We start from the raw sequence: 25,124 nt of genomic DNA, 5'->3' as shown, positions 1-25,124 counted from the left end.
CTATGAGTCCACATGATGAAACGGCCGATCCGCTGCAGCCACACAGCCACGAGCCTAACCCTGCCCCACCCTCTGATGATCCGTCGTTTGAACTGCTGTTTATAAACGGCCGTTCCCAAACCATCACCGTCCAAGAATTGCATCAGTTACCCGTCGTCTCCGTGCCAGATTGTTACATTGTCAGCACCGGGCACGGCACATCTGGGCCATTTACGTTTACCGGGGTTACGCTATTGGATTTTGTCACTCATTTTTGTGGAAATGCTTGGTCGGAGGTTGAGGTCGTCAGTGCTGATGGCTTCGGCAATCGCGTTTACGCACACGAATTGCACCAGCCGGATCCGGCTGGCTCTATTTTGCTAGCATATCAGATGGATGGAGAACCCCTCACCCGTCAACAGGGTCTCGTCCGCATGATTGTGCCAAGCGAGCGCGATGATGCGCTGCGACAGGTAAAGTGGGTGGGGAAAGTGAGAGTGGTGGGAGCGTGATACGGCCGTACAAAAAGCCCCGGCTAATTTACCAAGAGCTTCTCACACTTAAGTTTATTCAACAAAACAAGCTAAGACGCATACACAAAACGCTCAGTCAATGACTTGACAAAATCTTCAAGCCCTTGTTTGCCTCGATGTTGTAACGTCAACCGATCCGAGCAAACTTGCTCAACATCTTTTGCCAAATGTTTGTTGCTACTGGTTACCGCAACACTGCCACAGCCGCTGTTGAATTCCATCAACAATGATTTTACCCGAGCATCTCGCCGCAACGCATCCCCGTTACGTCCGCCAGACGGCAAAATGAGCAAACAGTCTTCACCCGATGGGTCAAAAGGTTTATCCGCCAACTCAAAATCCGCCTTAAGGCCAACACCCTGGCGACTGTAAACCAGTTTATCAAACAGGCTTACACTCTTGATAGATAGGCCAGCCTGACGGAAGTTATGCAGGAAATAGATAACTTCTAATTCATCAAAACCATCCCCGATAAGAATATAGCTTTGCGATCGTTTCTTTCTTCCGTTGCGATAAGGTAAAGACATGCTGTTCCTCGTGTTGCCAACAACTCACAAGGTCGTGGCTACTATGAAATTAACTGATGGTAAAAATTTGCACCGAGGATGTTTTATACGCCTCCGGTACATACGCCGCCGCTACCAACACAATACCGCACGAGCGGAATCCCAGCATCTTCAAAACCACTAACTTGAGCTAGTATCGAAAATGCAATGACTGTTAGTAAAGCTAAAATTGCTAAGGCAAGCACTATAGAAGCCAACTTGTTTTGTTCAATTACAGAAAACATGGAATACCTCCTCTCCAAAAGTGTTTGATAAATTGATAATATGCTTCATTTTCTTGCGGCTTCAAGTAAAGCCATGTAAACATTAACAGCCATTGGTCATGGTAAACTACAAAATAGCTTCAATATGACTGCAACCCCCCTGCAAAAAATCTCCAAAAGTGTGTAAGATAGCGTGTATACCTGTGGAAATGTTGGAAATGGTGTCTAAAATATCGATCTTTCTAGACGTATGTGAGGGATGTTGTGATTAATTCTGATGATGTTTTAATAGCTTTACGCCTATGGCACGGAGGGGATGCTACCCACTGGCCTATGGCTAATCTGCGTTTAGGTCTGGCACTGGCTCAAACAGAAGATGCTTACGGCACATTGGCAGAAACTGGCAAGGCAGCAAAAAATCGAGCTGTGCTTAGTTTTGGATTAGATCAATTACGCAAAGTATCCCCAGAAGCAGAAGAACTGTTACGAGAAAGATTTGAGCACAGACGAGATGTTCTGACTGTGGCAAACCGATTGAATATTTCTGAATCAACCCTCTACTATCGTCAGCGTCAAGCAATTTCCCATCTAACAGATATTCTCAATCAACAAGAAATCTTAGCCAGCAGCGACTGGCGCAATAAAATGGAATCTCGCTTGAGTATTCCTTCATACGAAGCGTTAGTTGGGATTGAAGAAGCAGAAGGATTGTTGAAAGATGCTTTATTTTTTGAAGATGAACAATTCATCATCTCAATTGACGGCATTGGTGGGCTAGGCAAAACTGCCCTGGCCGATTATTTGGCTCGGCAAATGCTCACAACAACAAGATTTGATGAAATTGCCTGGGTAACAGCGAAACATACTCATTTATCTATGCTTGGGCGATTGCAAATTGAAAGCGGCCGTCCGGCATTAACCTTGCCGTTATTAATCGAGCGGTTATGTACCCAATTTGGTTTAAACAACAACCCAAACTTGACGCACTTACAAAGGCAACGGTTGCTATACAGATTTATCAAAGAGCGACGCTGCTTAATCATTATTGATAATCTTGAAACGGTTGCCGACTACCAAACGCTCATTCCTGAGCTAAAAAAATGGCAAAACCCCTCTAAATTTTTACTCACGTCCAGAATACGGCTTCTCTCAGAACCAGGCATATTCTCATATTCACACAAGGAGCTAAATCAAAAATCTGCATTACAACTAGTCCGTCAAGAGGCAAAACGAGGAGGCTTTAATGATTTAACACATGCGCCTGATGAAGAGATTTTAAAGATTTACGACATTGTTGGGGGAAATCCATTAGCCTTAAAATTGATAATCGGACAATTACGCTTTTATTCTTTGGCCAACGTCTTAAATCGCTTCGCCGCCAATCAACCCACTGAAACAAATGAAGGAATTTTTGAATATATCTTCCGTGAAATTTGGGAGTCACTTGACGATCAGAGCAAGACCGTGTTGGTTAGCCTGACACAAGCGGGTGAATCGGGCTTTACGTTGGATCATTTGGTCGCTGTCTCTGAGTTGTCTGAAACGGCCGTTTATAACAGTCTCTCAGGGTTGGTCGTTTCTTCTTTGGTGGATATTACCGGCACCATTTTAGAAAGACGATACCGATTGCATCGGCTCACGGAAATTTTCCTGTTGCGAATGATTGAGGGGGAATAATGACCGCTACTATTGGCATTTCTGATCAAGCAAAATGGCGCAGGGTGCTTGAGCAACAAAAAATCGCTAATGCCCAACGCTGGCTAATGATGTTAGAGACGAGTGATGAACCAACAAAGTTAGTTCAAGAAGATTATGATAATTTTTTGAGAGCATTGGAAACAACTCTACAAAATCCAAAATCGTTCGACATTGCCTACAGGCTTTGCTATTTACTGTATCCAATCACTTTCGGATATGCTGATTGGGATAGGTGGCTCGTTTATTTGCGCCAATCGTTACACATCAGTCAAACAGTAAAAAACCAGGATAAAGAGGCATTTTTCTTGGAAAAAATTGGAGATATTTTATACCACAAAGGTAACCTAAAAAATGCTGAGGCGAGCTATTATTCGGCGAGTCAAATTTATAAAAGCAATAATAACCCTCCTCATTACTACCGAACGTTAGCCATGTTAGCGATGCTAAAAGACCTTCAAGGTGAGGCAGGTGAAGGCATTGCTTTGTGCCAACAAGTGTTAACTCTGGCAAAAGATGATAAATTGACAATCGCCCATGCAAACTTAAATCTTGCCAACATTTACCGGAGAATTCGTAATTGGGAAAAGGCTCAAGCGGCAGCCAGAAAAGCTTATGACCTTTACAATGAATTTGGCCATTCATCATTCCTTACAAAAGCAACAATAACATTGATTGCTGTGTGGGCTGAAACAGGTAGTTGGAACAGCATTCATCAGCTATCAGAAGAATTGATAAGCGTTCTTAATGCTTCTGGTGACGTGCATAACTTAAGCCAGCTAAAAAATAATTTAGGCATTCAGGCTTTCGGTCAGGGAAATTACAAAATGGCTGAAGCGGCCTGGCAAGAAGCGTTGCAGCTATTATCTCAAATTCAGGAGCCTACGGAATTGGCAAGCATATACAATAATTTAGGCATGGTCTATACGCAAATGGAAGAGTGGGAAACGGCCGAAGAAATGCTGCTCAAAGCAATTACCGCATATCGGCGATTTGGGGACACATTTAACTGGGCCAATTCACTCGACAACCTTGCCGATTTATACGAAGCGCGACAGCAACCAACCGAATTTGAACAGACTTTGCAGGAAGCTATAGCTGGTTTGCAGGTTCTTAAAGATACACCCCACGCCAACGATTTATTGGAATATATGCAAAAAAGATTGCTAAAAAACCAATAAACCCCTCTTTGCAAGGCAAAAAACCCCAATATCTGACACATTTCAATTTTATTTAAAGCTGCTTTGTAGGTGTTTTGCAGGCAATTTCAGGGATGGCCTTGGTCATTGTGCTACTATGTTTTCGAAATTGAAGAGTATATACTTATCACTTCTGCTTATAAGTTTATGTAAAGTTAGTTATGTCATCAAATTCAGCTCATTCTAATCCGCTCCCATCGCCTCCCCAAACCCAACAATTGGAAACAATTGGTTTTTTAGCTACTGGCATTGCCCACGACTTTAGCAACTTGCTAACCAGTATTGTAGGCCAAACTTCTTTAGCATTAGCTACCTTGCCTCAGGATAATGTTGCTAGATCGCACATTGAAAAAGCGATGCAAGCGGCTGAGTTTGCGGCGGAACTCACTCGCCAGTTGCTCACCTACGCCAATTCAGAGAATGCGCCTAATGAGCTAATTGATTTGAACCGGTTGGTCAATGACAATATCAGTTTACTCAACACAACATTGCTTAAAGGTGTTTCTTTGCAGCTTGATTTAGCCAGAAATTTGCCGCCTATTGAAGCCAAGCGTGCCCATATTCAGCAAATTGTCATGAATTTGATCATCAATGCGGCCGAATCTATTGAAAACGGCAAAGGAATTATTTTGTTGCGGACTGGTTTAGAAACCGTTTGTGAAAATGACACGCGCTATAGTTTTGCAAACGGCCGTTCCCCCTTCCCTGGCCCCTGTATTTATTTACAAATCACCGACACGGGCTGTGGCATGACCCAACAGCAGCTTAAGAAAATTTTCTCCCCGTTTTTCACAACCAAACCAACCGGGCGCGGCTTAGGCCTTTCCACAGTGTTAGATATTGTCGCCTTTTATCAAGGGGGAATTACTGTAGAAAGCCAAACAGACTTAGGCTCAACGTTTTGCGTATTTTTGCCCTTGCCAACCCAATTGGGCCTGATGCCCAATATGACCCTGCTGCACTAACTTTCTGAATCTGGCTGAACGAGCAACGTGTCAACGGCCGTTTGCGCCAACCCATTCTCTCCCCCAACTTGTAACCAAACCAAGAACTCCACGTTTCCCTCTGCACCAGTGACAGGAGAGCGGGTTAGTCCGTGCACCGAAAACCTATTTTCCCGAAACCAATGCCACAAATCGAGTAGAACCATGCGATGAACGGCCGTATCCTTCACAATGCCGCCCCGCCCCACCTGCTTGGGGCCGGCCTCGAACTGCGGCTTGATGAGTGCCACAATGCTCGCTTGTTCAGTGAGCCACTGCTTCACCGCTGGCAAAATCAGGCGCAGCGAGATAAAAGAAACGTCAATTACGACAACATTGACAAGCTCACCCAAATCTTCAAGGTAGCGAGCATTTGTACGCTCCAAAACGGTTACCCGCTCATCTTGACGCAATGACCAATCTAGTTGGCCATACCCTACATCAATGGCATAGACTCGTGCTGCCCCATTTTGCAACAGCACGTCAGTAAAGCCTCCGGTGCAAGCTCCCACATCGGCGCAAATGGCTCCTGCCACGTCCAAATTGAACGCTTCCAATGCACCCGCCAGTTTGAAACCGCCTCGTCCTACATATGGTAGCTGCGCTTTAAGTTCAATGGCAGCTTTGTTGGAAACGGCCGTACCCGGTTTATCCACCCTCTCGCCATCCACCAACACCTCGCCAGCCAAAATAACGCCCTGCGCCTTTGACCGCGTTGACACCAGCCCACGCGCTACCAGCAACTTATCCAAGCGTTCCTTATTCTTCGCCAAAACTGCTCAATTCCTCAAAAAACTCTGTGGCCTCTGTGGCAAAAAATCAAAGACGACTTACCCAATCCGCCAAAATGTCTGCCAGCGACTGCTCCAGACCAATCTGCGGCTGCCAGCCTGTTTGTGCCTGCAATTTGCCATAGCTGCCATACAAGCAAGGCGTGTCAGACGGCCGCATTCGCGCCGGGTCTTGCGCCACTTCCACCTCAATATCGGCTAACGCGATCAGCTTTTGCAAAATTGCTTCAATTTTCACGGGTCTGCCAGAGCAAATAAGGTACGCCTCGCCTGGTTTGCCCTGCTCTGCTAATAGTTCATATGCCCGCACCACATCCCGCACATCGGTAAAGTCCCGCTGGGCTTCCAAATTACCCACCATCATCTGGTTGGGCCGCTGCCCCAGGCGCATCCCGGCTAGCTGGCTGGCAAAATCTGGCACCACAAAGCCCAGCGATTGATGCGGTCCAATATGGTTAAACGGCCGTGCTTCCACCACAGGCAGTTCATATCGTTCCCAAAACAGCGACACTAGCTGACCAGCCGTCCATTTACTGAGGCCATACGGATGATGCGGCGCAGGCGGCGTCTGCTCGGTGATGGGCAGCATCTCTGGTTTGATTTCGCCATAAATTTCTGCACTGGTAACAATGAGCGTACGCGGACGGCCGTAGGCCACCACCGCCTGAAGCAAATTCGCCGTCCCCACGCTGTTCACCGCCAGCGTCAAACCCGGCTGCTGCCAAGAGCGCGCCGGGTATGCCTGCCCAGCCAGATGATAGACACGGTCTGGTTTGGCTTGGACAACGGCCGTTTCCAGCGACGTCTGATCCAACAAATTTCCTGGAATCTGCGTCACATTTTCATGCTGCAGCAGCGGCTGGTGGCTTGTTTCTGCATGAACCAGTGAAAAAATCTCATGACCAGCCGCCACCAGATTTTCAACAAGATGGGAACCGGCAAAACCGGTCGCCCCCGTTATAAAAATTCGCATACAATTCCTCTAGCTGTTGGGAAAATCATATCCAGTTAGCCAACGTGAACCAACTTTGCACATTATACCTGCCAAATCGCCGCTGGCTAAACCAAACGCAGAAGGGTAGGCATGGGTGGACGGCCTTGCGCCCGTAAACAGCACCAATCCCGTGCCTGGCACTTAAAGACAAAGTATAATGTTCTCCATGAATCCGGCCCTCGACCGCATTGTCCAAACGCTGGCAGCTGACCTCGGTCACCAGCTAGAAGCAGTTTTTCTTTTTGGCAGCCAAACCAAGCAGCAAGTGGCAACGGCCGTTTCCGATACCAACCTCCTGCTCATCACCCAGCCAAACACGAACATCCGAACCATACGGAATAGCTTCATTCCGCTGTGGCAAGAACATAAAATGATGCTCAAGCGCGCCCCAATGATCACCAATCGCCAAGCGCTCCTTCGTCATCTGCAGCTCAACCCACAGTTGGCACTGAACCTGCTCCAGCACGGGCAACAATTGGCAGGCGAGCCAATCTCACTTGATTTATTCCGTACATCGGCCAATCCATACGAAATTTACGCCCATCTCGCCCAGCAACTGCTGGAAGCTTCCGCTGCGCTCGTGCCCAACAGCGAACCAGAAAGCGAGCTGCTACTCAACCGACTTTTCCGGCAGATCACAAACAAACCCGGCGATGGCCAAACGGCCGCTACCCAATTCAACACCCTGCAGCAGGCAGTAACGGCCGTCATCAACAAACTCCCCGCCGCCAAAATTTGGCAAAAAGCGGCTCAATCTGGGGCAACCTCCCCCAACATTCCCGGCCTGCAAGCCATCTACACAGAAAACAAGCGCAACATCTTCGTCTTTAACCAACTCACACCCCAACAAATTCGCCAAATCAACTGGCAAACCTTGTCACATCATTTGCCAGAACCAGATGCTTCGCTGCACATCACCACTGTTGCCCAATTTTGCCTGATGGCCCTCTATGACAAAGCGCTCGATCTGCGCTTTAGCAAATATAGCCACAAATGGGGCATCCATTTTCTAGATAAACTCGCGCCCTCTGGCTACCAAATCTTGCGCCAGGCCGCCCGCATCCCCTCCCAAATCCTGGTTGATGAACTGCCACACAGCGTCCTGACCGCCTCCAACGTCAGCGACGACACCTTGCATAAGCTCATCCACGATTACCAAAACCGGATGCTCAACGTGCAGCTAGAAAATGAACTCCTCTTCCGCCTCGGCCTGATCCCAGCCAAATTTGTGCCGCCCGAACCGCTACCTGAGCCGGATGTGTCCGCACCAGAACGCTTGGACGCCATCTTCCAACATTTGGAATGGTGGGCTGACTTTTACCAAACCGCCCTGCAAGCCCAAACGTGACACGGCCGTTTCCCAAGTTCCAATTTGGTAGCGGCCTGCGTCTTTTGTTGCTCATCACCCTCATCTGGCTCATTCAGCCCGCGCCGTTACTCATAGTGCCGGGGCCGCCCCAAACCGTGCAAACCACACATCCTATTGTGGGCGTCCACACCCGCCTCACGGACGAAGTAGAAGAGTGGAAAATCCAGCGTAGCCTGGAAATGGTGCGCCAAATGGGGTCCCCCTGGATTGTGGAGCTTTTCCCCTGGGCCTATTACCATGCCGAAGACGGTGGCATTGCCTGGGATCATCCAGATATGGTGATGGAACATGCCCACGCGCAGGGGCTAAAAGTCATCGCCCGCATCGGCCTCACGCCCGGCTGGGCGCGCCCCCCAGACACGCCACTCAACTACCTGGACGCCACCGCCTACGACGATTTTGCAGAGTTCGCTGCCCGCTTTGCCGCCCGCTACGAGGACAAGCTGGCGGCCATCATTGTGGGGAATGAGCCAAACTTAAGCTATGAATGGGGGTATCGGGAGGCAACGGCCGCCGATTACGTGGAATTGCTCAAAACGGTCTATCCTGCTGTCAAAGCGGCCAATCCAGACGTACTGGTGCTGGGCGGGGCGCTGGCTCCCACGCTGGAACCAGTCGGCTCTCCCTGGGGGCTAAACGATCTCATCTACCTAGACCAAATGTACGCCGCCGGAGCCGCCGACTACTTCGACGGGCTGGCCGTCCACACCTATGGCCTCACCTTCCCTGCCCTGGCTAATCCTGGCGCAGAAATCCTCAACTTCCGCCGCGTGGAGCTGGTGCGGGAGGTGATGCTGCGCCACGGCGACGCCGACACCCAAATTTACATCACCGAATTTGGCTGGAACGACCACCCCCGCTGGACGCAAGCGGTACGCCCCGGCCAGCGCATCCAAAATACACTTGATGCCTTCACCCACGCCGAAAAGAATTGGCCTTACGTGGAAATGATCGCTATCTGGGCCTTTCGCTTTCCTGCCCCCACCAAAAGCATCATGGATTATTACACCCTTGTCACCCCGGAGTTTGTTGAGAAGCCAATTTATGAAGAATTGCAGCGGTTTACAGGGAATTAAACGAATATTGTGTAGTGCGTATTGCGTAGAGAAACCATTACGCGATACGCAACACGCAATACGCAACCATTCCACAGTTCAGATCGAATTCAGATCGTTTGGTAGCTATGCTAAAGGTGGGTTGTGGCTAACGGCCGTTCTCATCCTCACCTTCATTTCTCTGCAAATGGGTTGCCAAACGGCCGATTCTAGCTGGGAACAGGTGCAGGCAGCGGGCGTTCTGCGCGTGGGGCTAGACCCCACCTACCCGCCGTTCGAGGTGGATGACGGCGGCGCTACAAGCGCTGGCGTCTACGGTCTGGACGTAGATTTAGCCAAAGCGATTGCGGCTAATTTGGGCGTGGAGGTGCAGTTTGTCTACTTTGGCTACGACGGCCTGTACGATGCCCTGGCCACCGAGCAAGTAGATGTCCTCATCTCGGCCCTGGTCATCATCCCGGAGCGGACGCGGGATTTTAGCTACAGCGAACCATACTTTAACGCAGGCGAAATCCTGATTGTCCCGAAGGGCAATGACACCATCGAAACGATGGCCGATTTGAGCGGCCACAAGCTGGCGGTGGAACTTGGCAGTTTAGGGCATGTGGAAGCGACCGAGTGGGCAAAGCGGGTGGAAGGGTTGGAAATTTTGACTTTTTCTACGGCAGATGAGGCGATAACGGCCGTACAGCAAAACAATGCCCACGCCGCCCTTACCGACGCCATAAGCGGCCGTCTCTTTTTGCGCGACAACGACGGCCTCAAACGGCTACCTGAAAGCGTTACCGTAGAACCTTTTGCCTTTGTTGTGCGTAGTGAAGACGAACAGCTACTCGTTATGCTCAACCAAAGCTTAAACACAGTACGAAGCTCTGGCCAGCTTGACCAAATCGAAACAGAATGGCTCGGATCTTAAAAATGACACATGAGTGCTTGCGTTTTCTTCTTCAAAACTGACAGAATTGGTAAATCCAACCAATCCATCAAGAGAAGGCTAAACCACCATGTCGAGAAGATTAATGTTCGTACCCATCTACGGCAATGCGCTAATAATGCTCGTACTCGCAACCTATTTCTTTATTATTCCCTTTGGGATATTGGTGAGCATCTTAAGTGATCCCGGTTTAAAAAATGGAGAAATGCCTCGTTTCTTATATCAATGGCATCATCAACTCTCAGACAAATTCGCGCCCTGGGCACGCGAGCGCGTAAATTCTGACCGGGCCACAGAACTAAGCTTGAACAATATTTCCGGGACAGAGTGGCCAATATTCAGTGCTGTATTTTATTTGTGGACAACTGAAGCATTACAGGATGCGTGGGAAGAAAATCCATTGCTAAACCCAACAATGCCGAAAGAATATGCTAGAGAAGCGATTGAATCTGCTGCGGCAATCATTAGTGACCCCAATCATGCAAACTGGGTAAGGATCCATTGGGGGGATGATTATCTTCATCAGGAGAATCTTTTTTACCGAATGCTGCTAATTAGTGGATTGACCAGCTACCAAAAATTGCTCGGGGATGACAGATATGAAACGCTCCTGGTTGACCAGATTGAATCACTCTCAGCAGAGCTAGACGCTTCACCCTACGGCTTGCTAGACGATTATCCAGGTCAATGCTATCCCATTGATATATTGCCAGCCATTGCAGCCATCCAACGCGCCGATGAGGTTTTAGGCACTGACCACACTCAATTTACAGCTCGCGCCATACACGCTTTTGAGGGCACAAGACTCGATGCTCAAACACAGTTGCCAGCCTACATCGCCAACTCTAAAACTGGCGAAGGAATTGGGCCAGCGCGTGGTGTTGGTATTTCTTACATGCTTATTTGGGCACCAGAACTGTGGCCAGATACTGCTCAAAGCTGGTTTGAGCGGTATGAAAATCATTTTTGGCAAGAGGGGCTTTTTATTACGGGTGTACGAGAATTTTCTAAACAAAGCAATTTCAGCGATTGGCTCATTGATGTTGATGCCGGCCCGGTTGTTGGGGGGTATGGCACGGTAGCAACTGCTTTTGGGATTGGTGCAGCGCGGGTAAACGGCCGTTTCGACCAAGCTTACCCATTGAGTGCTGAGGGACTTGTCGCTTCATGGCCCCTTCCCAACGGAACCTTACTTGGCGCTCGCACGCTGTCAAATTTGTCAGACGCACCATACATAGGTGAATCCATTCTGCTCTTTAACCTAACCCGGCAACCCATCCCTGAAGGCTTCGTTCCCGCAAACAGCAGTCTCCCAATTGTTGTCTATCTTATTCTATTTCTATACTTACTTGCTGGTTTAGCCAGTATAAGCTTCGCATTGCGGTATATTAAAAGATGGCGCACACAGTTGCCAGGACAACCCTTTTCTCAACTGCGCCTCCAGTTCATTGGCTGGGCAGTTCTGATTCTGGCGAGTATAGTTGCCATCATATTTTACCAACCTATTCTAGGCCTATTCACCTTATTGATGGCACAGCTTCTGCCAAGAGGCTATCGTAATAGAACCTTTCGCCCCAGTAGTGCGTAGCGAAAACGGGCAGTTGCTCACCATGCCCAACCAAAGCCTGGCCACCTTTCAGCAATCCGGCCAGCTAGACCAAATCGAAACGGAATGGCCAGACTCTTGAAATCAACGCTTGGAAAATTGAACATTGATTTTAATATCGCCGCGTGATAATATCGCCGTATGATAAAATCTTTTGCGTCTGCTGAAACCGAGAAAATTTTTAGGGGAAAGGTCTCAAGAAAACTACCTAATGACATCCAAAGAACAGCGCGACGCAAGCTTCTGTATTTACAAGATGCAGAAGATTTAAGAGATTTGCTAGCTCCTCCCGGAAACCGGCTTGAAAAACTGCGCGGCAATCGTGATGGACAATACAGCATTCGCATCAACAATCAATGGCGAATTTGCTTCCGGTGGGAGAATGATTATGCCCTTGATGTAGAAATTGTGGATTACCACAAATAAGGAGCAATGAAAGATGGAAGATAGATTACCACCTGTTCATCCCGGTGAAGTGCTGTTGGAGGATTTCATGAAGCCGATGGAATTAACCCAATATCGTGTGGCAAAAGATATTGGTGTGCCTGCCATGCGTATCAGTCAAATTGTCAATGGCAAGCGTGCTGTCACAGCGGACACTGCCATGCGTTTAGCCCGTTATTTTGGCACTAGCCCAGATGTCTGGCTGCGTTTACAGGCTCGCTATGATCTTGAGGTTGCCCAAATTGAATACGGTGATCGCATCAAGCAAGAAGTGAAGATACTGGACAAAGGCGAATACCCACCAATTCCCCAGGCAAGTTAATTTTGTGATTCAAATGTCCCCGCAAGGGTATGATGAAAATTTGAAGGAACGAATGCGAAAGTTCTACAGGTTCATACCACAAGAGAAATTTCTTGCAGCAAGTTTGTTGCTATTTGCTTTGCTGCTAGCTACTTTGTTTAACTCTGGTTCAGCGGCGGCGCAGACAAAGTCGTTTTATTGGGAGCGGTTCGATGTGACGATTACGCTGCTGGAAAATGGCGACATGGTGATTGAGGAAACGCAGATACTCAACTTTTCTGGGGAGCCGTTTACCTTTGGCTACGGCACCATTCTCACCGGCAGCGTGGGTAACAATGACGACATCTTCGACATCCAACTGCGCGAAGGGGATTTGGTTTACCGCGAATCCAGTAGCAACGACCCCGGCACGTTTGAAGTAAGCCGCTCCCGCGACAAGGTGCGAATTGATTGGTATTTTGAGCCAGCGGTGGGGCAGCGCACCTATACTTTTAGCTACGTTGTGCAAGGTGGCATCATCGTCGGGACGCCAGATGAGGGCAGCGGCGACCAGATTTTCTGGAAAGCGATTCCATCAGACCATCCGGGGCGCATCCAGAACAGCACCGTTACCCTGCACCTACCCGAAGGCGTGGAACCGCAGCGATACATTGATGATGGCACCTATTTGGTAGAAGGGCTAGCAGCGGGGGATTCTAACTTGGTGGATACAAGGGTGAGTGATAACGGCCGTATCATCACCTACACCCTCCTCGAACCCCTCTTGTCCGGCCAGGCGTTTGAAGTGCGTGTACAGTTCCCGCACGGCATTCTGGACATTTCCACCCCAGATTGGCAGCAGCGGCAGCAAAACGCCGACGTATACGGCCTCATCGGGATTGTCATTTCTGTGCTAATTTTGGTCGGCGGGCCGCTGGGCGTACTGGTTTTGTGGTACGCACGGGGCCGCGACCCGGAAACGGGCCTCATCGTGCCAGAATATTTACCAGAACCACCCTCTAGCCTGCGCCCGGCGGTGGTAGGCACGTTGGTGGATGAAAAGGCAGACATGCGCGACATCGTTTCTACCCTGGTAGACTTGGCGCAACGTGACTTTATTACCATCAGCGAGAACAAAGCGAAGAACCATGTTTTTACGCTGGTAGATGCGAGTAAGGGGGGATTACGGCCGTATGAAAGCCAGTTCCTCAAATCATTCTTTGGCCGCAAAAAAGAGCGCAAGCTGTCTGAACTGCGCTACAAATTTGCCAGCAAGCTGCCCCGGCTGCGTAAAATGCTCTACGAAGAACTCATCGCCGAAGGGCTAGTAGACCGTTCGCCAGACAAAGTCCGGAATCGGTACGGGCTTTGGGCGGGGCTGGTGGTCTTTATCGGCATGATTGCCTTCTTCGTTCCCGTTATCGTCTTGCCAGAAGATGCCGCCTTTGTCGGCTGTTGTGCCTCGATTGTGCTGGGCATCACTGCCCTGTTTGTGGGCGTGGTGGGGCGGCACATGCCCACCAAAACGACCAAAGGTGCCGAAGAAAAGGCCAAATGGGATGCCTTCAAAAAGTATCTCCAAAATATTGAAGAATATGAAGAGCTGGCGCAGGCTGGCGATTTGTTTGAAAAATATCTACCCTACGCCACGGCATTTGGTCTAGACCGCAGCTGGGTTCGTAAATTTGCCGCCATGCCACACACGCCGATTCCGCGCTGGTACACTCCGTATGGCCACGGCCGTCCCATTCATCACGGCAGCAGCGGCACAGACGGCGGTGGTAGCGGCGGCATTGGCACGGCTCCCTCCTTGCCCAGCCTCGATTCGGCCGCAGATGGCATGGCGGGCGGGCTGGAATCCATGTCGGCCGGGCTAACACGAATGCTCAACAGCACGGCCTCCACCATGCGTAGCGTGCGCTCCAGCAGCGGCGGCCGTAGCTCTGGCAGCTTCAGCGGCGGATTTAGCGGCGGCAGTTCTGGCGGTGGCGGCAGCAGAGGTTTTGGATAAAAATTATGGGCAGAACTCTTGGACTTATTCTCATCGCTGGCGGCATCGTCGTCGGCATAATCATCGTCGTCCTGATGGGCATTTATCGGGGCGAAGGGCGGCTGACCGCAGGCGGCATGGCGCTAGGCATCACGCTGGGTTTACTGGTGCTGGTGCTGCCGCAGCTAGGCTTTGGCGCATTTTTATTTTGGAAAGGCGGGCAGGATACGGCCGTTGCCGCCCGCGCCCAACAGCAGCGCCAACTGCTCGATATGGTGAAAACACGCGGCCAAGTCACCATTAGCGACCTAGTAATCAAGCTAAACAGTGACCGGGAGACGGTGCAGCAAAATCTGTACCAACTCGTGGGTATGGGGCTGTTTTCTGGCTATGTAAACTGGGATGAAGGTATGTTATACTCTCGTCAGGCAAATGAGCTGCATCAGCTTCACAAATGCGAACATTGCGGTGGCGAGTTGGAATTAGCTGGGAAGGGTGTTATTCGCTGCCCCTTCTGCGGCACGGAGTATTTTTTGGAATCGTGATGTCTATCAACAGAGTAACTATTCAGATGCTCCGGCGGTTCTCCAGACCGCGTCGGCTAGGTGGCACGATTGCGCATACATGCGCCGACGCTGGCCACAGCCAGAGAATCGTGATGTCTATCAACAGATTTTTTTCTTTAATCTGTGACAATCTGTGTTTATCTGTGTCCATAATTTTAGGAAGTAATAACTCAACAAGAGAGGCGACCCAATATGAAAGAACAAATTTCCGACTTATTTCAAAAAATCCAGGGCGAATCAACTGGCCTGGGCAATTTACTGAGCAAAATCCCTGGCCTGGATGGCTACATGGAACGCAGTCGTCGGCGCGAGGCGGATCAACTGCTGCGTAAAACAATTGCCGACCGACTGGAAGGCAGTCGCTTGCAGCTAGGGGGCGTCAGCGAAGCCCTCAGCCGCGACATCATCAAGGCGATTGACCACGCCGAGCCGCTGGGCCGCGTAGACACGCGCCTGATGGGGCTTATTGGCAAAGTGAAAGATGCCCCCCAGGGTTACGCTGGTTTCTTCGATGCCATCAAGGTGAAAGAAGAAGATTTGGCCCGCATTTACGCCTTCGATGAAAATATGCTGAATTTTGCCGACCAAATTGGGGCAGAAACGGGTCTGCTGGCAGCGGCCGTTGATGAAGACGGCGACATTTCCGGGGCGATCCGTGAGCTAGACAACACGCTCAAAGAGGCCAACAGTACCTTCGATGGCCGTGACGAAGTCATCAAAGGCATCGGCGAACCCAACGACATTGACGATCTAAAAAGCGACTTTTAGAAATGAATTTGGAGACTAGAGACTAAAAGCTGGAGACTAAATCTCCAATCTCCAGTCTCCTGATTAAGGAGAATTGAATCATGGCAAAAGTGTTTGATCGCGTAGCAATTGATTCCTGGCTTCGGGACGAAGTTGTACGAAAATTCCCACCCGGTGGCCTGGGGGATATTAAATTAGGCTCTCCCTGTATTGTGAATCCGGGGGAAACGGCCGTCTTCGTCCGCAGTGGTGAAGCAATGGGTACCTTTGAACCCGGTACGCATGTGCTTACCACCGCCAACGTCCCCTTCCTCATGGATTGGGTAGAAAAAGGGCTGTTCGGCGGCAAAAACGTCTTCACCGCCGATGTTTACTACGTCAAAACCACCGATCTGACAATGAAGTGGGGCACCACCCAACCCATCATCATCGAGCATCTGAACCGCCCACCGGGGGCTAGCGCCATTGTGGGCAACGGCACCTACGTGGTGCGCGTCAAAGAGCCGTGGCGCTTCCTACAGGCAATGGACGCCTTCCGCGAGAGCGTGCGTCAGCCCCAGCTCAAAGATCGCCTCGACCCCAAATTGGCGATCATGATGCAAGACAAGATGAGCGAGCTGGCCATCGCCAAGAACCTCGGCCCGGCGCAGCTACAATCCTTCTCGCAAGACCTCAACGAACTGCTCATCGGGCTGCTCCAGGCAGAGTTTGACGCCCTGGGCATGGTTTTGGTTGACTTTAACATTCGCATGGGGCTGCATCCCAAATCGTTGGAAGTAGTTACCAACATGGGGTACGGCACCAGCTACGTGCAGAAGCAACAGGCAGACGCCTTTGTGGATGCTGCGAACAACCCCGCAGGAGGCGGTGCGATGGGTGAAATTGGATTTGGCGCGATGGGTATGGCTGCTATGCAAAGCATGCAAAATCAGCAGCAACAACAGCAAGTACAGCAACCGCAAGCTGCACCCCCAGCAGAGTCTGGCGGCAGTGCTGGCATGCCCGATGTGATGACCCCACACCAAGCGGCCGAAATTTTGCAGGTTTCTTACGAAGATGTGGTGGCGGCTATTGAAGCGGGTGATCTGAAAGCCCGCAAGATTGGCAATGCCTACCGCATCAGTAAAGCCAACATGGAAGCTTTTTTGGCTGGATGATTTTTTACCACAGAGAACACAGAGGTTTAAGAGTTTTTTCTCTTTTTCCTCTGTGTACTCTGTGGCTTCCTTTCCGGTTTCAACTATCGGCCAATGCCGCCTGCCAGAGCGGCAGCACGGCCGTTTCCCCCACATCCTGCTGCAAAATCCATCCCAAAAACGTGCCGCAATCGTAGCAAAACTGTTCGCTGTCGGCGAGATTAATTTGGGACGGCCGTTCCCAAACCACATCCACACGTTCTGCCGGAGCAAAGACCAGAATCGCATCATGCAGCAAGGCTCTCATGCCAGAAATGTGTACCGAGATTGGGCTTTCTGAATGCACCACGTACCGGTTCACCAGGGCAAACCCTGCCTGCCGCAACGCTACCGTGAGAGCCGCCCACCCTTTGGGGTTCCAATGGTGAAAGGTGAAGATGAAACGGCCGTTGCCATCTTCCTTCAACACCCGCCTGCACTCCGTAAAAATGCCCGTCATCAACTCCGTGTAGCGGCTTTCGCTGTCTAGCTGGTGCGGGTCTACCGCCGACTGCTGCGTGTCGTAGGCCCAATTGGCAGCATCTGGCAGCAGGTGGCGCAGCCACACGCGGAAAAAGGCGGCCAAGTCACTATACTGCACGCTGTCAAAATAAGGCGGATCGGTCACGATAAAATCCACGCTACCATCGGGCAAATCCAACTGCGTCGAAGAGCCTTGCAGCAGCAAAAACCGCTGACTGCTCTCCGGCGTCATCTCCCTCACGGAATCCACCTCCACTCCACAATCCTGCTCCCCCACAATCGCCACAAAATTCTGCTTATTATTTACCGACAACTGCTCACGGATTACTCGCTCGCGCGGCTGCTGTGCCCACGAACGGCCGTTGCGAATGCGCGACTGAAACAACTTTTGTAGTGTTCCGGATGCCTTACGCGGGTAAACTGGATTGTTCTCCAGCGCAGTATACGGGAGTGAGTAAGCATGGTGGGAGAAGGTGTGCCGGATGGCACCCGCCCGCCGTTTGTTTTTGCCTTTATAACCGCACAGCATCGAGTTAAATTCCAACGAGGTTGAAACCAGCAGCCCCAAATTGAGCCGTATTTCAGCCGGGAATTGAGGCGGCAGTTGAACGGCGTGGTGCAAATAGAGAAGCTGGCGGCTGGAGAAGAGATCGAGGTAGTTGTGAATGCCGCGTAGCGTAAGCTGCCGCGATTTTCGTCCCGGCTCGATGGCAAAATCGGCGTGATCAAACGGCAGCGACTGGCGCAATTCATCCGCCTGTGCCAAACGTGCCAAATCATCTGCGTCTGGTACTTTGAATTTTAGCTTTTTCTGGCGAGGGCAGCGGGTGACTAAAACCAGCGGTTTGTACCGCTGATAAAATGGCAACGATAAATCATCCTCAAACGTGGCAGGTTCGCCAGCAAAGGTTTTGCTCCCTTTTTCCAGCAGTGGCGGCTTGTCGTTTGTGTGGCAATGGCAAACGGCCGTATCCACCAAAACCGCATGGCAGCGCGGACAAAGCTGGATAGTTGAACCGTCACTCTCAATTCGCAACACTAGCGAATCCACCATGATAACGGGACGGCCGTTACATTTTCTTTGAACCCCGTAGAGTGTGTAATTTACGGCCGTTTCTACACCACAATCTGCACATTTCGTTTGAAAAAACGGGGCAACCGCCTGACGCAAAGCGGTGTAAAAATCCTGATACGCTTGCTCCATTGCTGCCATATCCACTGGTGTTAAGGTAGCACGCGCCTGCAGCACCGGAATTGGCTCCAAATCCGCCCCGATGACGTGCGCCCCTAGCCGAATCGCCTCATGCAGCGTCGTGCCTCCCCCCATCATCGGGTCTAGAATGATTTTGCCAGCCAAGCCGCCCGGTGCATAATAATTTCGCTGCGCCTCATCGTCCACAAGCTGCTTCAAAATCAGGCGGAAGGTGCTGCCGCAGCGTCGCGCCCACCATTTGTGCAAATAGCTGTTGGGGCGATAATGATGCTTGTTGTACGCTTCCAGTTGGGCAATCTGGTTGGCAAAATCGGTGTCAAAATCGGTGTCGAGTGGTATTTTCATGCTGCGGCTATTTTATGCCGCGTTACTTGCCTGTGCCATACGAGTCTGAGAGTGGCGAGTGAATGTTAAACGGAACCAAGGTTTCTTAAATGCCCACATTTCTAGCCAATAGGACGCGGATGAACGCGGACGAGCGCAGATGACGCGGAAAATTGCTTGTAATCTGCGCTCGTCCGCGTCCTAAAATTGCGGTTACTGAAAAGTCCTATAATCTGAACTGACTAACTTGCAAACCCACCTACTTATGAGGGACAATAACCCTAATGAAAGAAATTCAGGATTTCGCCCAGACGTTATTTGATAATGTAGAAAATGTGATCATCGGCAAACGGCCGAATTTAGAGCTGCTGGTCGTCTCTTTGCTATGCGAAGGGCATACGCTGCTGGAAGATGTGCCTGGCGTGGGCAAGACGATGCTTGCACGCGCCTTTGCCGTGAGCTTGGGCATCCAGTTCAAGCGGCTGCAATGCACCCCCGACCTGCTGCCCAACGACGTGACCGGTGTTTCCATTTTTGACCAGCAAAAGCAGGGCTTCACGTTTGTCCCTGGCCCCGTTTTCAGCAATATTTTGCTGGCAGATGAGATCAACCGGGCCACGCCGCGCACGCAGTCGGCTCTGCTGGAAGCGATGGGCGAGCGGCAGGTAACGGTGGACGGGGTGACGCATCAGTTGGAACGGCCGTTTTTCGTCTTGGCCACGCAAAATCCAGTTGAATATGAGGGGACGTTCCCGCTGCCAGAGGCGCAGCTAGACCGCTTCTTCATGAAGTTGAGCCTGGGCTACCTGGATGAAGCCAGCGAAAGCCAAATGTTGCTCAACCTGGGTCGCGATCATCCCATTGAGAGCTTGCAGCAGGTGGTGGATGGCAACGACCTGCCCCAACTGGCGCGGCAGGTGTGGGATGTGCATGTAGATGACACCGTGCGCGACTACATTGTGCGGCTGGCCTTTGCCACGCGGCGGCACAAAGACCTTATTCTGGGAGCCAGCCCGCGCGGCAGCCACGCCCTATACCGGGGCATTCAGGCGTATGCGGCCGTTCAGGGACGTGACTTCACCTTGCCCGACGACGTAAAAAAGCTGGCGCCCGCCATCCTCTCCCACCGCTGCCTCATCCACCCAGAAAGCGCCCTGCGTGGCCACACCAACGCAGGCATCCTCAAAGAGATCATGGCCGATACGCCACTGGATATTGGGGAACTTGAGTAAATAGTGGGATAGTGGCTGGTCGCTAGTGATTGGTTTATGCGTCTAAACTAACCATTAACCACCAGCCACTAAAACAAATGGGAAATTTCTCTGCCTTAATCATCATCCTGTTGCTCATCGCCTTCTATTTGCGCGTGGATTTTATTTTCTACGTGATTTACGTGAGCGTGGGAATTTACGCTTGGGGACGTTGGTTGATGCCCCGCGCCATCAAAAATTTGACCAGCCGCCGCGTTTATGACCGCCAGGCGTTTTGGGGCGAGGTAGTGCCTGTAACCATCGAGCTGACGAACAACGGCCGTCTCCCAATCCCCTGGATTCAGCTACAAGAAAGCGTGGCAGTCCAGCTAAAACATGGCGAACCGCTGCATCAGGTGGTCTCTTTAAGCCGAGATGAAAAGGCCGAATTTCAATACGCCATCATCGCCCGCCGCCGAGGCTATTACCAACTTGGCCCGCTTCGCCTCACCACGGGTGATCTGTTTGGCATTTATCCGGAGCAGGTTGCCTTTTTGCCTGCCGACCACCTCACTATCTACCCGCGCATCACGCCGCTGACGCAGCTTGGGCTGCCCTCACGCCTGCCGTTTGGCACCATCGCTAGCCACCAGCGGCTGTTTGAAGACCCCGCCCGCCCAATGGGTATCCGCGACTTCCGCTCTGGCGATACGATCCGACAAATTAATTGGAAGGCCAGCGCCCACACCCAACATTTGATGGTGAAGACGTTTCAACCAGCGATTTCGTTAGAAACGGCCGTCCTCCTCAACTTACACACGCCCGACTACACCTTTGGCAATCGCAAAGACGTAGCCGAGTGGGGCATCGAAGTGGCAGCGTCGCTAGCGGCACATTTGGTAAATCAGCGGCAAAGTGTGGGGCTCATCACCAACGGTATTGACCCCCTAGCCAGCCAGCAGCACGGCTTTGATGAAGCAACCGGGCGGCTGCTGCGCCCCAGCCACGCCGAAATTCAGGCCGAGCCAGCAGCCTTCATGCCCGCTGCCATTCCGCCCCGGAACGGCCGTCCTCACCTCATTAAAATTTTGGAGCGACTGGCTCGCATTGAAGCGGAAGAAACAGTTGGGTTTACCGAGTGGGCCAGCACCGCCTGTATGCACCTGAACTGGGGCGTCACCATTTTGGCCATCACCGCCAATGGTAGTGAAGAAACGTGCCAAAGTTTGCATCGGCTGGTGCGCGCCGGGTTCAATCCCATCCTCATCGCCATAGAACCAACACATGAATTTGGCTTGGTGCGGGAACGCGCCCGGCGGCTGGGCTTTGCCGCCTACAATGTGCATACCCCGCGCGATTTGGATCGTTGGCGACGGCCTTATAACGTCGGGGGTGCCCAATGAGCCTGAAAGCTGCCGAAAGACAGCCCGATAAGACCCAAGATGTTTTCTTGTCAATAGATGACCCCCGGCTGGCATTTATCACCAACAAATGGTCCCGCACCATCATTCAGCCAATCTTGATTTCACTTCTTATCACAGCCCTCTTTTCTGCCATCTTGGTTCTTACAGAAATCATTACCGAAAGCGATGGTTGGTTGCCATTTAGCCTTTTCATCCTCTTTGTCACCCTAGAAGGCTGCTACACAACCCTCTGGCTGCAACAGCCAGAGCGACGACTGCTCAACCACACAGCCTACCGTGCGGCCGAGCTGCTGCTGCTATTTTTGCTGCTGCGGCTTTTTACTTGGGTAATAGCTGGAAATTGGCCGCAGTGGGCCGATTTACCGTCCATCTTGCGCTCACCACAGCTGCTGCTTTTAGATAGCAAACTAATCTGGGGTGGCATACTTGCGTTGGCCGCCTGGAATTGGGCAACTCGCTTAGGCATCACCTACACAGAGCTGTCAATTGACCAGGCCGAAGTTTATTACTATTCTCAACTTCCTTCCCACCGGAGCGCCAGCGACAAGCCAGTGCGTACCAACCGTGGCGAAATTGTTCTCTCGTTTTTCCGCCTGTGGATTATTGGCGCCGTCATTTTAGCGGCGGTCACCTCAATGAGCGGCTTCGATCTGATTAACATCAACAGCGACTCGCCGCTAAACATAATCCGGTTAGAATTGCGCCCGGAGCTACTCACCTTTTTGATCATTTATTTTTTGGCAGGATTTACTTTGCTTAGCCAGGCGCAACTAGCAGCTATGAATGCCCGCTGGCTCATCAATGGGGTAAAACGCGTTGGGCAGGTAGAAAAAAGTTGGCATCGGTACACGCTGTGGCTGCTGGGCAGCATTGCCCTCATTGCTGCTTTTTTGCCCATTGGCTCCACCTTTGCCATTAGCAACATTTTAAACGGTATTTTGCTGGGGGTAACGGCCGTTGCTGGCTTCATTATTTCACTATTTTCCACCCTGCTGGCGCTTTTCCTGTCTCTGTTTGCGGGGGAACCGCAACCTGAAACCGCTGAGCCTTTGGTGCAGCCGACCCTTCCGCCTATCCCCACCCCCTCCCCCATGCCTATCCCGTCTGCCCTGCCACCTTCCCCTATTGATGTCGGTCTCATCACCAGTTCGCTCTTCTGGGCGGTGGCCATCGTGATGAGCGTGATGGCGATTAGCTTTTTCTTGCGCGAGCGGGGGGTGACGATGAATACGGCCGTTCTGCAAAGTTGGTGGCGGCGGCTTTTGGCATGGCTGCTAATTCGGTGGCGCGAAGCAGGTAGCCAGGTGCAGGATTGGCAGCAAGCCGTCCGCACCCGTCTGCAGCGGGAACCAAAGGAGCGCGAAGATGGCAGCAAGCCCCCCTGGCGTTTTATTCGCATCAATGCCCTTTCGCCCCGCGAACAAATTCGCTACTTTTACCTCTCTACCATTAAACGCGCTTCAGACAAAGGCGTGGCGCGTGAAAAAGCAGAAACACCCCTGGAGTTTGCCGAGGATTTAAAAGAAAATTGGCCGGAAGCGGAAGAAGATGTAAAGGCTCTGACGGATGCGTTTTTGGAAGCGCGGTACGGCCGTTCCCCCATCGAGGCGGAAGATGTGAACCCGGTTAAAAAGCGGTGGCGGCAGGTTAAATCCAGCCTGCGCCGTGTAAAAGCAGGAAAGTAATTTGGAGTAAACAGAGCCATTTCTCCCGCTTTTACTTGAGTAAATCACAATTTCGCGGCCCATTTTTCATCAAAATACTTTTGTGATTTACTACGCAAACAAGCTTAGAATCTATCCAACAAATACCACAGGTTTGTGCTGAGCCCAGCCGAAGTAGGAAAAAGAGAAATTCAAGAAATGAACCTTCGCCTCAAAACTCTCTGTGGCTAATATTCAGATAGGTACTTACTTAGTCACCCAAATTTGGCAGCGGGGCGGGGTCGTGGCTGGGCAACCGCCAAAATGAAAGTAGGGCAACTAGCAAAAAGACAACGGCTGTCGTCACAAAGGTCGCTCGTAGATCAAACCAAAAGGCAACGCCAGAGCCAACCAGCGGCGCGGCCGCTCTGGAAGCAGCGACAATCGAGTTGTCTATGCCGTAGACGCTGCCTTCCTCACCGGGCTGGGTGTAGCGAGCCAGCAAAGCGCTAATTGAAGGAATGATACCGCCCGCCGCCGCGCCCGTGAGCGCTTGCAAAATAAGTAGCTGCCACGCCGTCGTGACCAAACTTTGGGGCAAAAAGAGCAGCCCCGCCGCCAGCGCACTCCATTTGAGCACCGGCCCGTGCCCAATTTTGTCACCCAGGCGGCCGAGGTAAACGGCCGTAATCGTCCCCGCCCCCGCCGAAACTGCAATAACCAACCCGGTCACGGTGTTGAGCCGATTGCTGTCTACCAGCAGCGTGGCGATGAACAGCGGTGCAAAAGGCGTCAGGATGACCCGACCCAAATTGGCTAAAAAACGCAGCGCATAGGCCAGAATCACGCCATCTGCCTGAAAAACGTGTCGCCAGTCGGCTAGGATGGATGGTCGCGCTTTGGCACTTTTTTTACGCGGGGCAAAATGCTCCTCGACCCCTCTGGAAACCAGCAAGCCTCCTACCAGCAGCAATGCTGACGTCAGCACAAAAGTTAGCCGATAGCCAAAGGCGTCGGCCAGCACGCCGCCAATCAACGGGCCGATGGCAATGCCCGTTGTTTGGCCCATGAGTAGCAGCCCCATGGCGTAACCGCTGCGCTCACGCGGGGCAACGGAGGCGATGAGGGCGTTGGAGGCAGCCACCGTGCCGGTGATCATGCCTTGCAAACCGCGCAGCAGCACCAGCTCCTCGCCAGAGCGCACAAAACCCATCAGCAACATGATGATTGCCCCGCCAAACATCGCGCGTTGCACCATGAGCTTACGGCCGTAGCGATCTGCCACCGCCCCCCAAAACGGCGATGCAATCATCATCGTCAGCGCCTGAGCAGAGAAAACCGCACCAGCTAGAAATTCCACACTGAACCCACGCTGGCTGCCGAGGTCGGTCACGTAGAGGGATAGAAAGGGGAAGATGACGGAGAAGCCAACGGCCGTAAGCAACTGAGCCACAAACATAATGGCCAGCGTGCGCTGCCACGGCACCACCGTACGGAGTCTTTGCAATAATCGTGAAAGCATAGCCAGATTGGGGATTATCCGGCGCGAGGTATTTTATGCAAGTTTAGGTAGATGAGAAACGGCCGTTTCCACCCACCCATCGCCGCTATTTCAGCTGCCAAACGATACGTTTCGGCGTCCTGGTACAGCCCACAAGCACCCTCAATATACCAAAAAGACACGCTTAATACCTTATTATGTCACTATATTGACACTTTTAAGCCACTTAGTTATAAT

At 51.4% G+C, this 25,124-nt stretch carries 24 protein-coding genes; 17 read left to right on the top strand and 7 right to left on the bottom strand.

All coding sequences use genetic code 11. The features are described 5' to 3' along the window. The first annotated feature begins 2 nt into the window (after nucleotides 1–2). Complete coding sequence (locus ACOQPM_RS02025; protein ID WP_420627554.1) at nucleotides 3–491, top strand: molybdopterin-dependent oxidoreductase; 489 nt, start codon at nucleotides 3–5, stop codon at nucleotides 489–491. Nucleotides 492–562: 71 nt separating this feature from the next. Here the strand turns inward: ACOQPM_RS02025 and ACOQPM_RS02020 are convergent, their stop codons facing one another. Together ACOQPM_RS02020 and ACOQPM_RS02015 are read right to left on the bottom strand one after the other, a co-directional pair. Then, nucleotides 563–1,039, bottom strand: a complete 477-nt coding sequence (locus ACOQPM_RS02020) for a DJ-1/PfpI family protein (protein WP_420627553.1) — start codon at nucleotides 1,037–1,039, stop codon at nucleotides 563–565. An 83-nt stretch (nucleotides 1,040–1,122) separates the two neighbouring features. Continuing rightward, nucleotides 1,123–1,302 (bottom strand): hypothetical protein, encoded by a 180-nt coding sequence (locus ACOQPM_RS02015; protein ID WP_420627552.1) that lies wholly within the window; start codon nucleotides 1,300–1,302, stop codon nucleotides 1,123–1,125. Nucleotides 1,303–1,545: 243 nt separating this feature from the next. On the opposite strand from ACOQPM_RS02015, the gene ACOQPM_RS02010 reads away from it, so the two are divergent. The 3 genes from ACOQPM_RS02010 to ACOQPM_RS02000 all read left to right on the top strand — a co-directional run bounded on the left by ACOQPM_RS02010 (nucleotide 1,546) and on the right by ACOQPM_RS02000 (nucleotide 5,140). Beyond that, nucleotides 1,546–2,958 (top strand): NB-ARC domain-containing protein, encoded by a 1,413-nt coding sequence (locus tag ACOQPM_RS02010; protein WP_420627551.1) that lies wholly within the window; start codon nucleotides 1,546–1,548, stop codon nucleotides 2,956–2,958. Further along, complete coding sequence (locus ACOQPM_RS02005; RefSeq protein WP_420627550.1) at nucleotides 2,958–4,157, top strand: tetratricopeptide repeat protein; 1,200 nt, start codon at nucleotides 2,958–2,960, stop codon at nucleotides 4,155–4,157. Before ACOQPM_RS02010 ends, ACOQPM_RS02005 begins: the two co-directional genes overlap by 1 nt. A gap of 179 nt (nucleotides 4,158–4,336) precedes the next feature. Next, nucleotides 4,337–5,140, top strand: a complete 804-nt coding sequence (locus tag ACOQPM_RS02000; RefSeq protein WP_420627549.1) for a sensor histidine kinase — start codon at nucleotides 4,337–4,339, stop codon at nucleotides 5,138–5,140. On the opposite strand, the gene ACOQPM_RS01995 is transcribed toward ACOQPM_RS02000, so the two are convergent. Both ACOQPM_RS01995 and ACOQPM_RS01990 read right to left on the bottom strand, forming a co-directional pair. Continuing rightward, nucleotides 5,137–5,931 carry a TlyA family RNA methyltransferase gene (locus tag ACOQPM_RS01995; RefSeq protein WP_420627548.1) on the bottom strand — a complete coding sequence of 265 codons (795 nt, stop codon included), beginning with the start codon at nucleotides 5,929–5,931 and terminating at the stop codon, nucleotides 5,137–5,139. The two genes, ACOQPM_RS02000 and ACOQPM_RS01995, sit on opposite strands and share 4 nt — an antisense overlap. A gap of 46 nt (nucleotides 5,932–5,977) precedes the next feature. Beyond that, nucleotides 5,978–6,922, bottom strand: a complete 945-nt coding sequence (locus ACOQPM_RS01990; protein WP_420627547.1) for a GDP-mannose 4,6-dehydratase — start codon at nucleotides 6,920–6,922, stop codon at nucleotides 5,978–5,980. Nucleotides 6,923–7,109: 187 nt separating this feature from the next. On the opposite strand from ACOQPM_RS01990, the gene ACOQPM_RS01985 reads away from it, so the two are divergent. From ACOQPM_RS01985 to ACOQPM_RS01940, 10 genes are all read left to right on the top strand, one after another. Beyond that, complete coding sequence (locus ACOQPM_RS01985) at nucleotides 7,110–8,291, top strand: hypothetical protein (RefSeq protein ID WP_420627546.1); 1,182 nt, start codon at nucleotides 7,110–7,112, stop codon at nucleotides 8,289–8,291. Next, nucleotides 8,288–9,388 carry a hypothetical protein gene (locus tag ACOQPM_RS01980; protein WP_420627545.1) on the top strand — a complete coding sequence of 367 codons (1,101 nt, stop codon included), beginning with the start codon at nucleotides 8,288–8,290 and terminating at the stop codon, nucleotides 9,386–9,388. Before ACOQPM_RS01985 ends, ACOQPM_RS01980 begins: the two co-directional genes overlap by 4 nt. Continuing rightward, nucleotides 9,357–10,283, top strand: coding sequence for a substrate-binding periplasmic protein (locus ACOQPM_RS01975; protein ID WP_420627544.1), 927 nt, complete (start codon nucleotides 9,357–9,359; stop codon nucleotides 10,281–10,283). The genes ACOQPM_RS01980 and ACOQPM_RS01975 overlap by 32 nt, the downstream gene beginning before the upstream one ends. A 223-nt stretch (nucleotides 10,284–10,506) precedes the next feature. Further along, entirely contained in the window at nucleotides 10,507–11,889 is a 1,383-nt protein-coding gene (locus ACOQPM_RS01970; RefSeq protein WP_420627543.1) for a hypothetical protein, read from the top strand. Nucleotides 11,890–12,048: 159 nt separating this feature from the next. Further along, entirely contained in the window at nucleotides 12,049–12,333 is a 285-nt protein-coding gene (locus ACOQPM_RS01965) for a type II toxin-antitoxin system RelE/ParE family toxin (protein ID WP_420627542.1), read from the top strand. A gap of 13 nt (nucleotides 12,334–12,346) precedes the next feature. Further along, complete coding sequence (locus ACOQPM_RS01960; protein WP_420627541.1) at nucleotides 12,347–12,673, top strand: HigA family addiction module antitoxin; 327 nt, start codon at nucleotides 12,347–12,349, stop codon at nucleotides 12,671–12,673. 13 nt (nucleotides 12,674–12,686) lie between these two features. Further along, complete coding sequence (locus ACOQPM_RS01955) at nucleotides 12,687–14,642, top strand: DUF2207 family protein (protein WP_420628245.1); 1,956 nt, start codon at nucleotides 12,687–12,689, stop codon at nucleotides 14,640–14,642. A 5-nt stretch (nucleotides 14,643–14,647) separates the two neighbouring features. After that, nucleotides 14,648–15,166, top strand: coding sequence for a hypothetical protein (locus tag ACOQPM_RS01950; RefSeq protein WP_420627540.1), 519 nt, complete (start codon nucleotides 14,648–14,650; stop codon nucleotides 15,164–15,166). 213 nt (nucleotides 15,167–15,379) lie between these two features. Continuing rightward, a complete protein-coding gene (locus ACOQPM_RS01945; protein ID WP_420627539.1) occupies nucleotides 15,380–15,955 on the top strand; it encodes a hypothetical protein in 576 nt (191 codons plus the stop codon). Between the two features lie 80 nt (nucleotides 15,956–16,035). After that, a complete protein-coding gene (locus tag ACOQPM_RS01940; RefSeq protein ID WP_420627538.1) occupies nucleotides 16,036–17,091 on the top strand; it encodes an SPFH domain-containing protein in 1,056 nt (351 codons plus the stop codon). A 79-nt stretch (nucleotides 17,092–17,170) separates the two neighbouring features. On the opposite strand, the gene ACOQPM_RS01935 is transcribed toward ACOQPM_RS01940, so the two are convergent. Continuing rightward, the gene (locus tag ACOQPM_RS01935; RefSeq protein ID WP_420627537.1) at nucleotides 17,171–19,150 is read right to left on the bottom strand and encodes a DNA methyltransferase; all 1,980 of its coding nucleotides are present in this window, start codon (nucleotides 19,148–19,150) and stop codon (nucleotides 17,171–17,173) included. 263 nt (nucleotides 19,151–19,413) lie between these two features. Between ACOQPM_RS01935 and ACOQPM_RS01930 the strand changes: the two genes are divergently transcribed. The 3 genes from ACOQPM_RS01930 (at nucleotide 19,414) to ACOQPM_RS01920 (ending at nucleotide 23,428) form a co-directional block, all read left to right on the top strand. Continuing rightward, on the top strand, nucleotides 19,414–20,361 hold the full coding sequence (locus ACOQPM_RS01930) for an AAA family ATPase (protein WP_420627536.1): 948 nt from the start codon (nucleotides 19,414–19,416) through the stop codon (nucleotides 20,359–20,361). 77 nt (nucleotides 20,362–20,438) lie between these two features. Continuing rightward, nucleotides 20,439–21,722, top strand: a complete 1,284-nt coding sequence (locus ACOQPM_RS01925; protein ID WP_420627535.1) for a DUF58 domain-containing protein — start codon at nucleotides 20,439–20,441, stop codon at nucleotides 21,720–21,722. Beyond that, nucleotides 21,719–23,428, top strand: a complete 1,710-nt coding sequence (locus tag ACOQPM_RS01920) for a DUF4129 domain-containing protein (RefSeq protein WP_420627534.1) — start codon at nucleotides 21,719–21,721, stop codon at nucleotides 23,426–23,428. Before ACOQPM_RS01925 ends, ACOQPM_RS01920 begins: the two co-directional genes overlap by 4 nt. A 229-nt stretch (nucleotides 23,429–23,657) precedes the next feature. On the opposite strand, the gene ACOQPM_RS01915 is transcribed toward ACOQPM_RS01920, so the two are convergent. Then, nucleotides 23,658–24,893: an MFS transporter gene (locus tag ACOQPM_RS01915; protein ID WP_420627533.1), complete on the bottom strand. Its 1,236-nt coding sequence runs from the start codon at nucleotides 24,891–24,893 to the stop codon at nucleotides 23,658–23,660. Nucleotides 24,894–24,922: 29 nt separating this feature from the next. Beyond that, a complete protein-coding gene (locus ACOQPM_RS01910; RefSeq protein WP_420627532.1) occupies nucleotides 24,923–25,069 on the bottom strand; it encodes a hypothetical protein in 147 nt (48 codons plus the stop codon). Between the last annotated feature and the right edge of the window lie 55 nt (nucleotides 25,070–25,124).

Origin of the sequence: Candidatus Leptofilum sp. (genome assembly GCF_965223525.1) — a bacterium.
Classification (GTDB): domain Bacteria; phylum Chloroflexota; class Anaerolineae; order Promineifilales; family Promineifilaceae; genus Leptofilum.
Note: the sequence above shows the minus strand (reverse complement) of the source record. Positions and strands in the feature narration are given on the sequence as shown.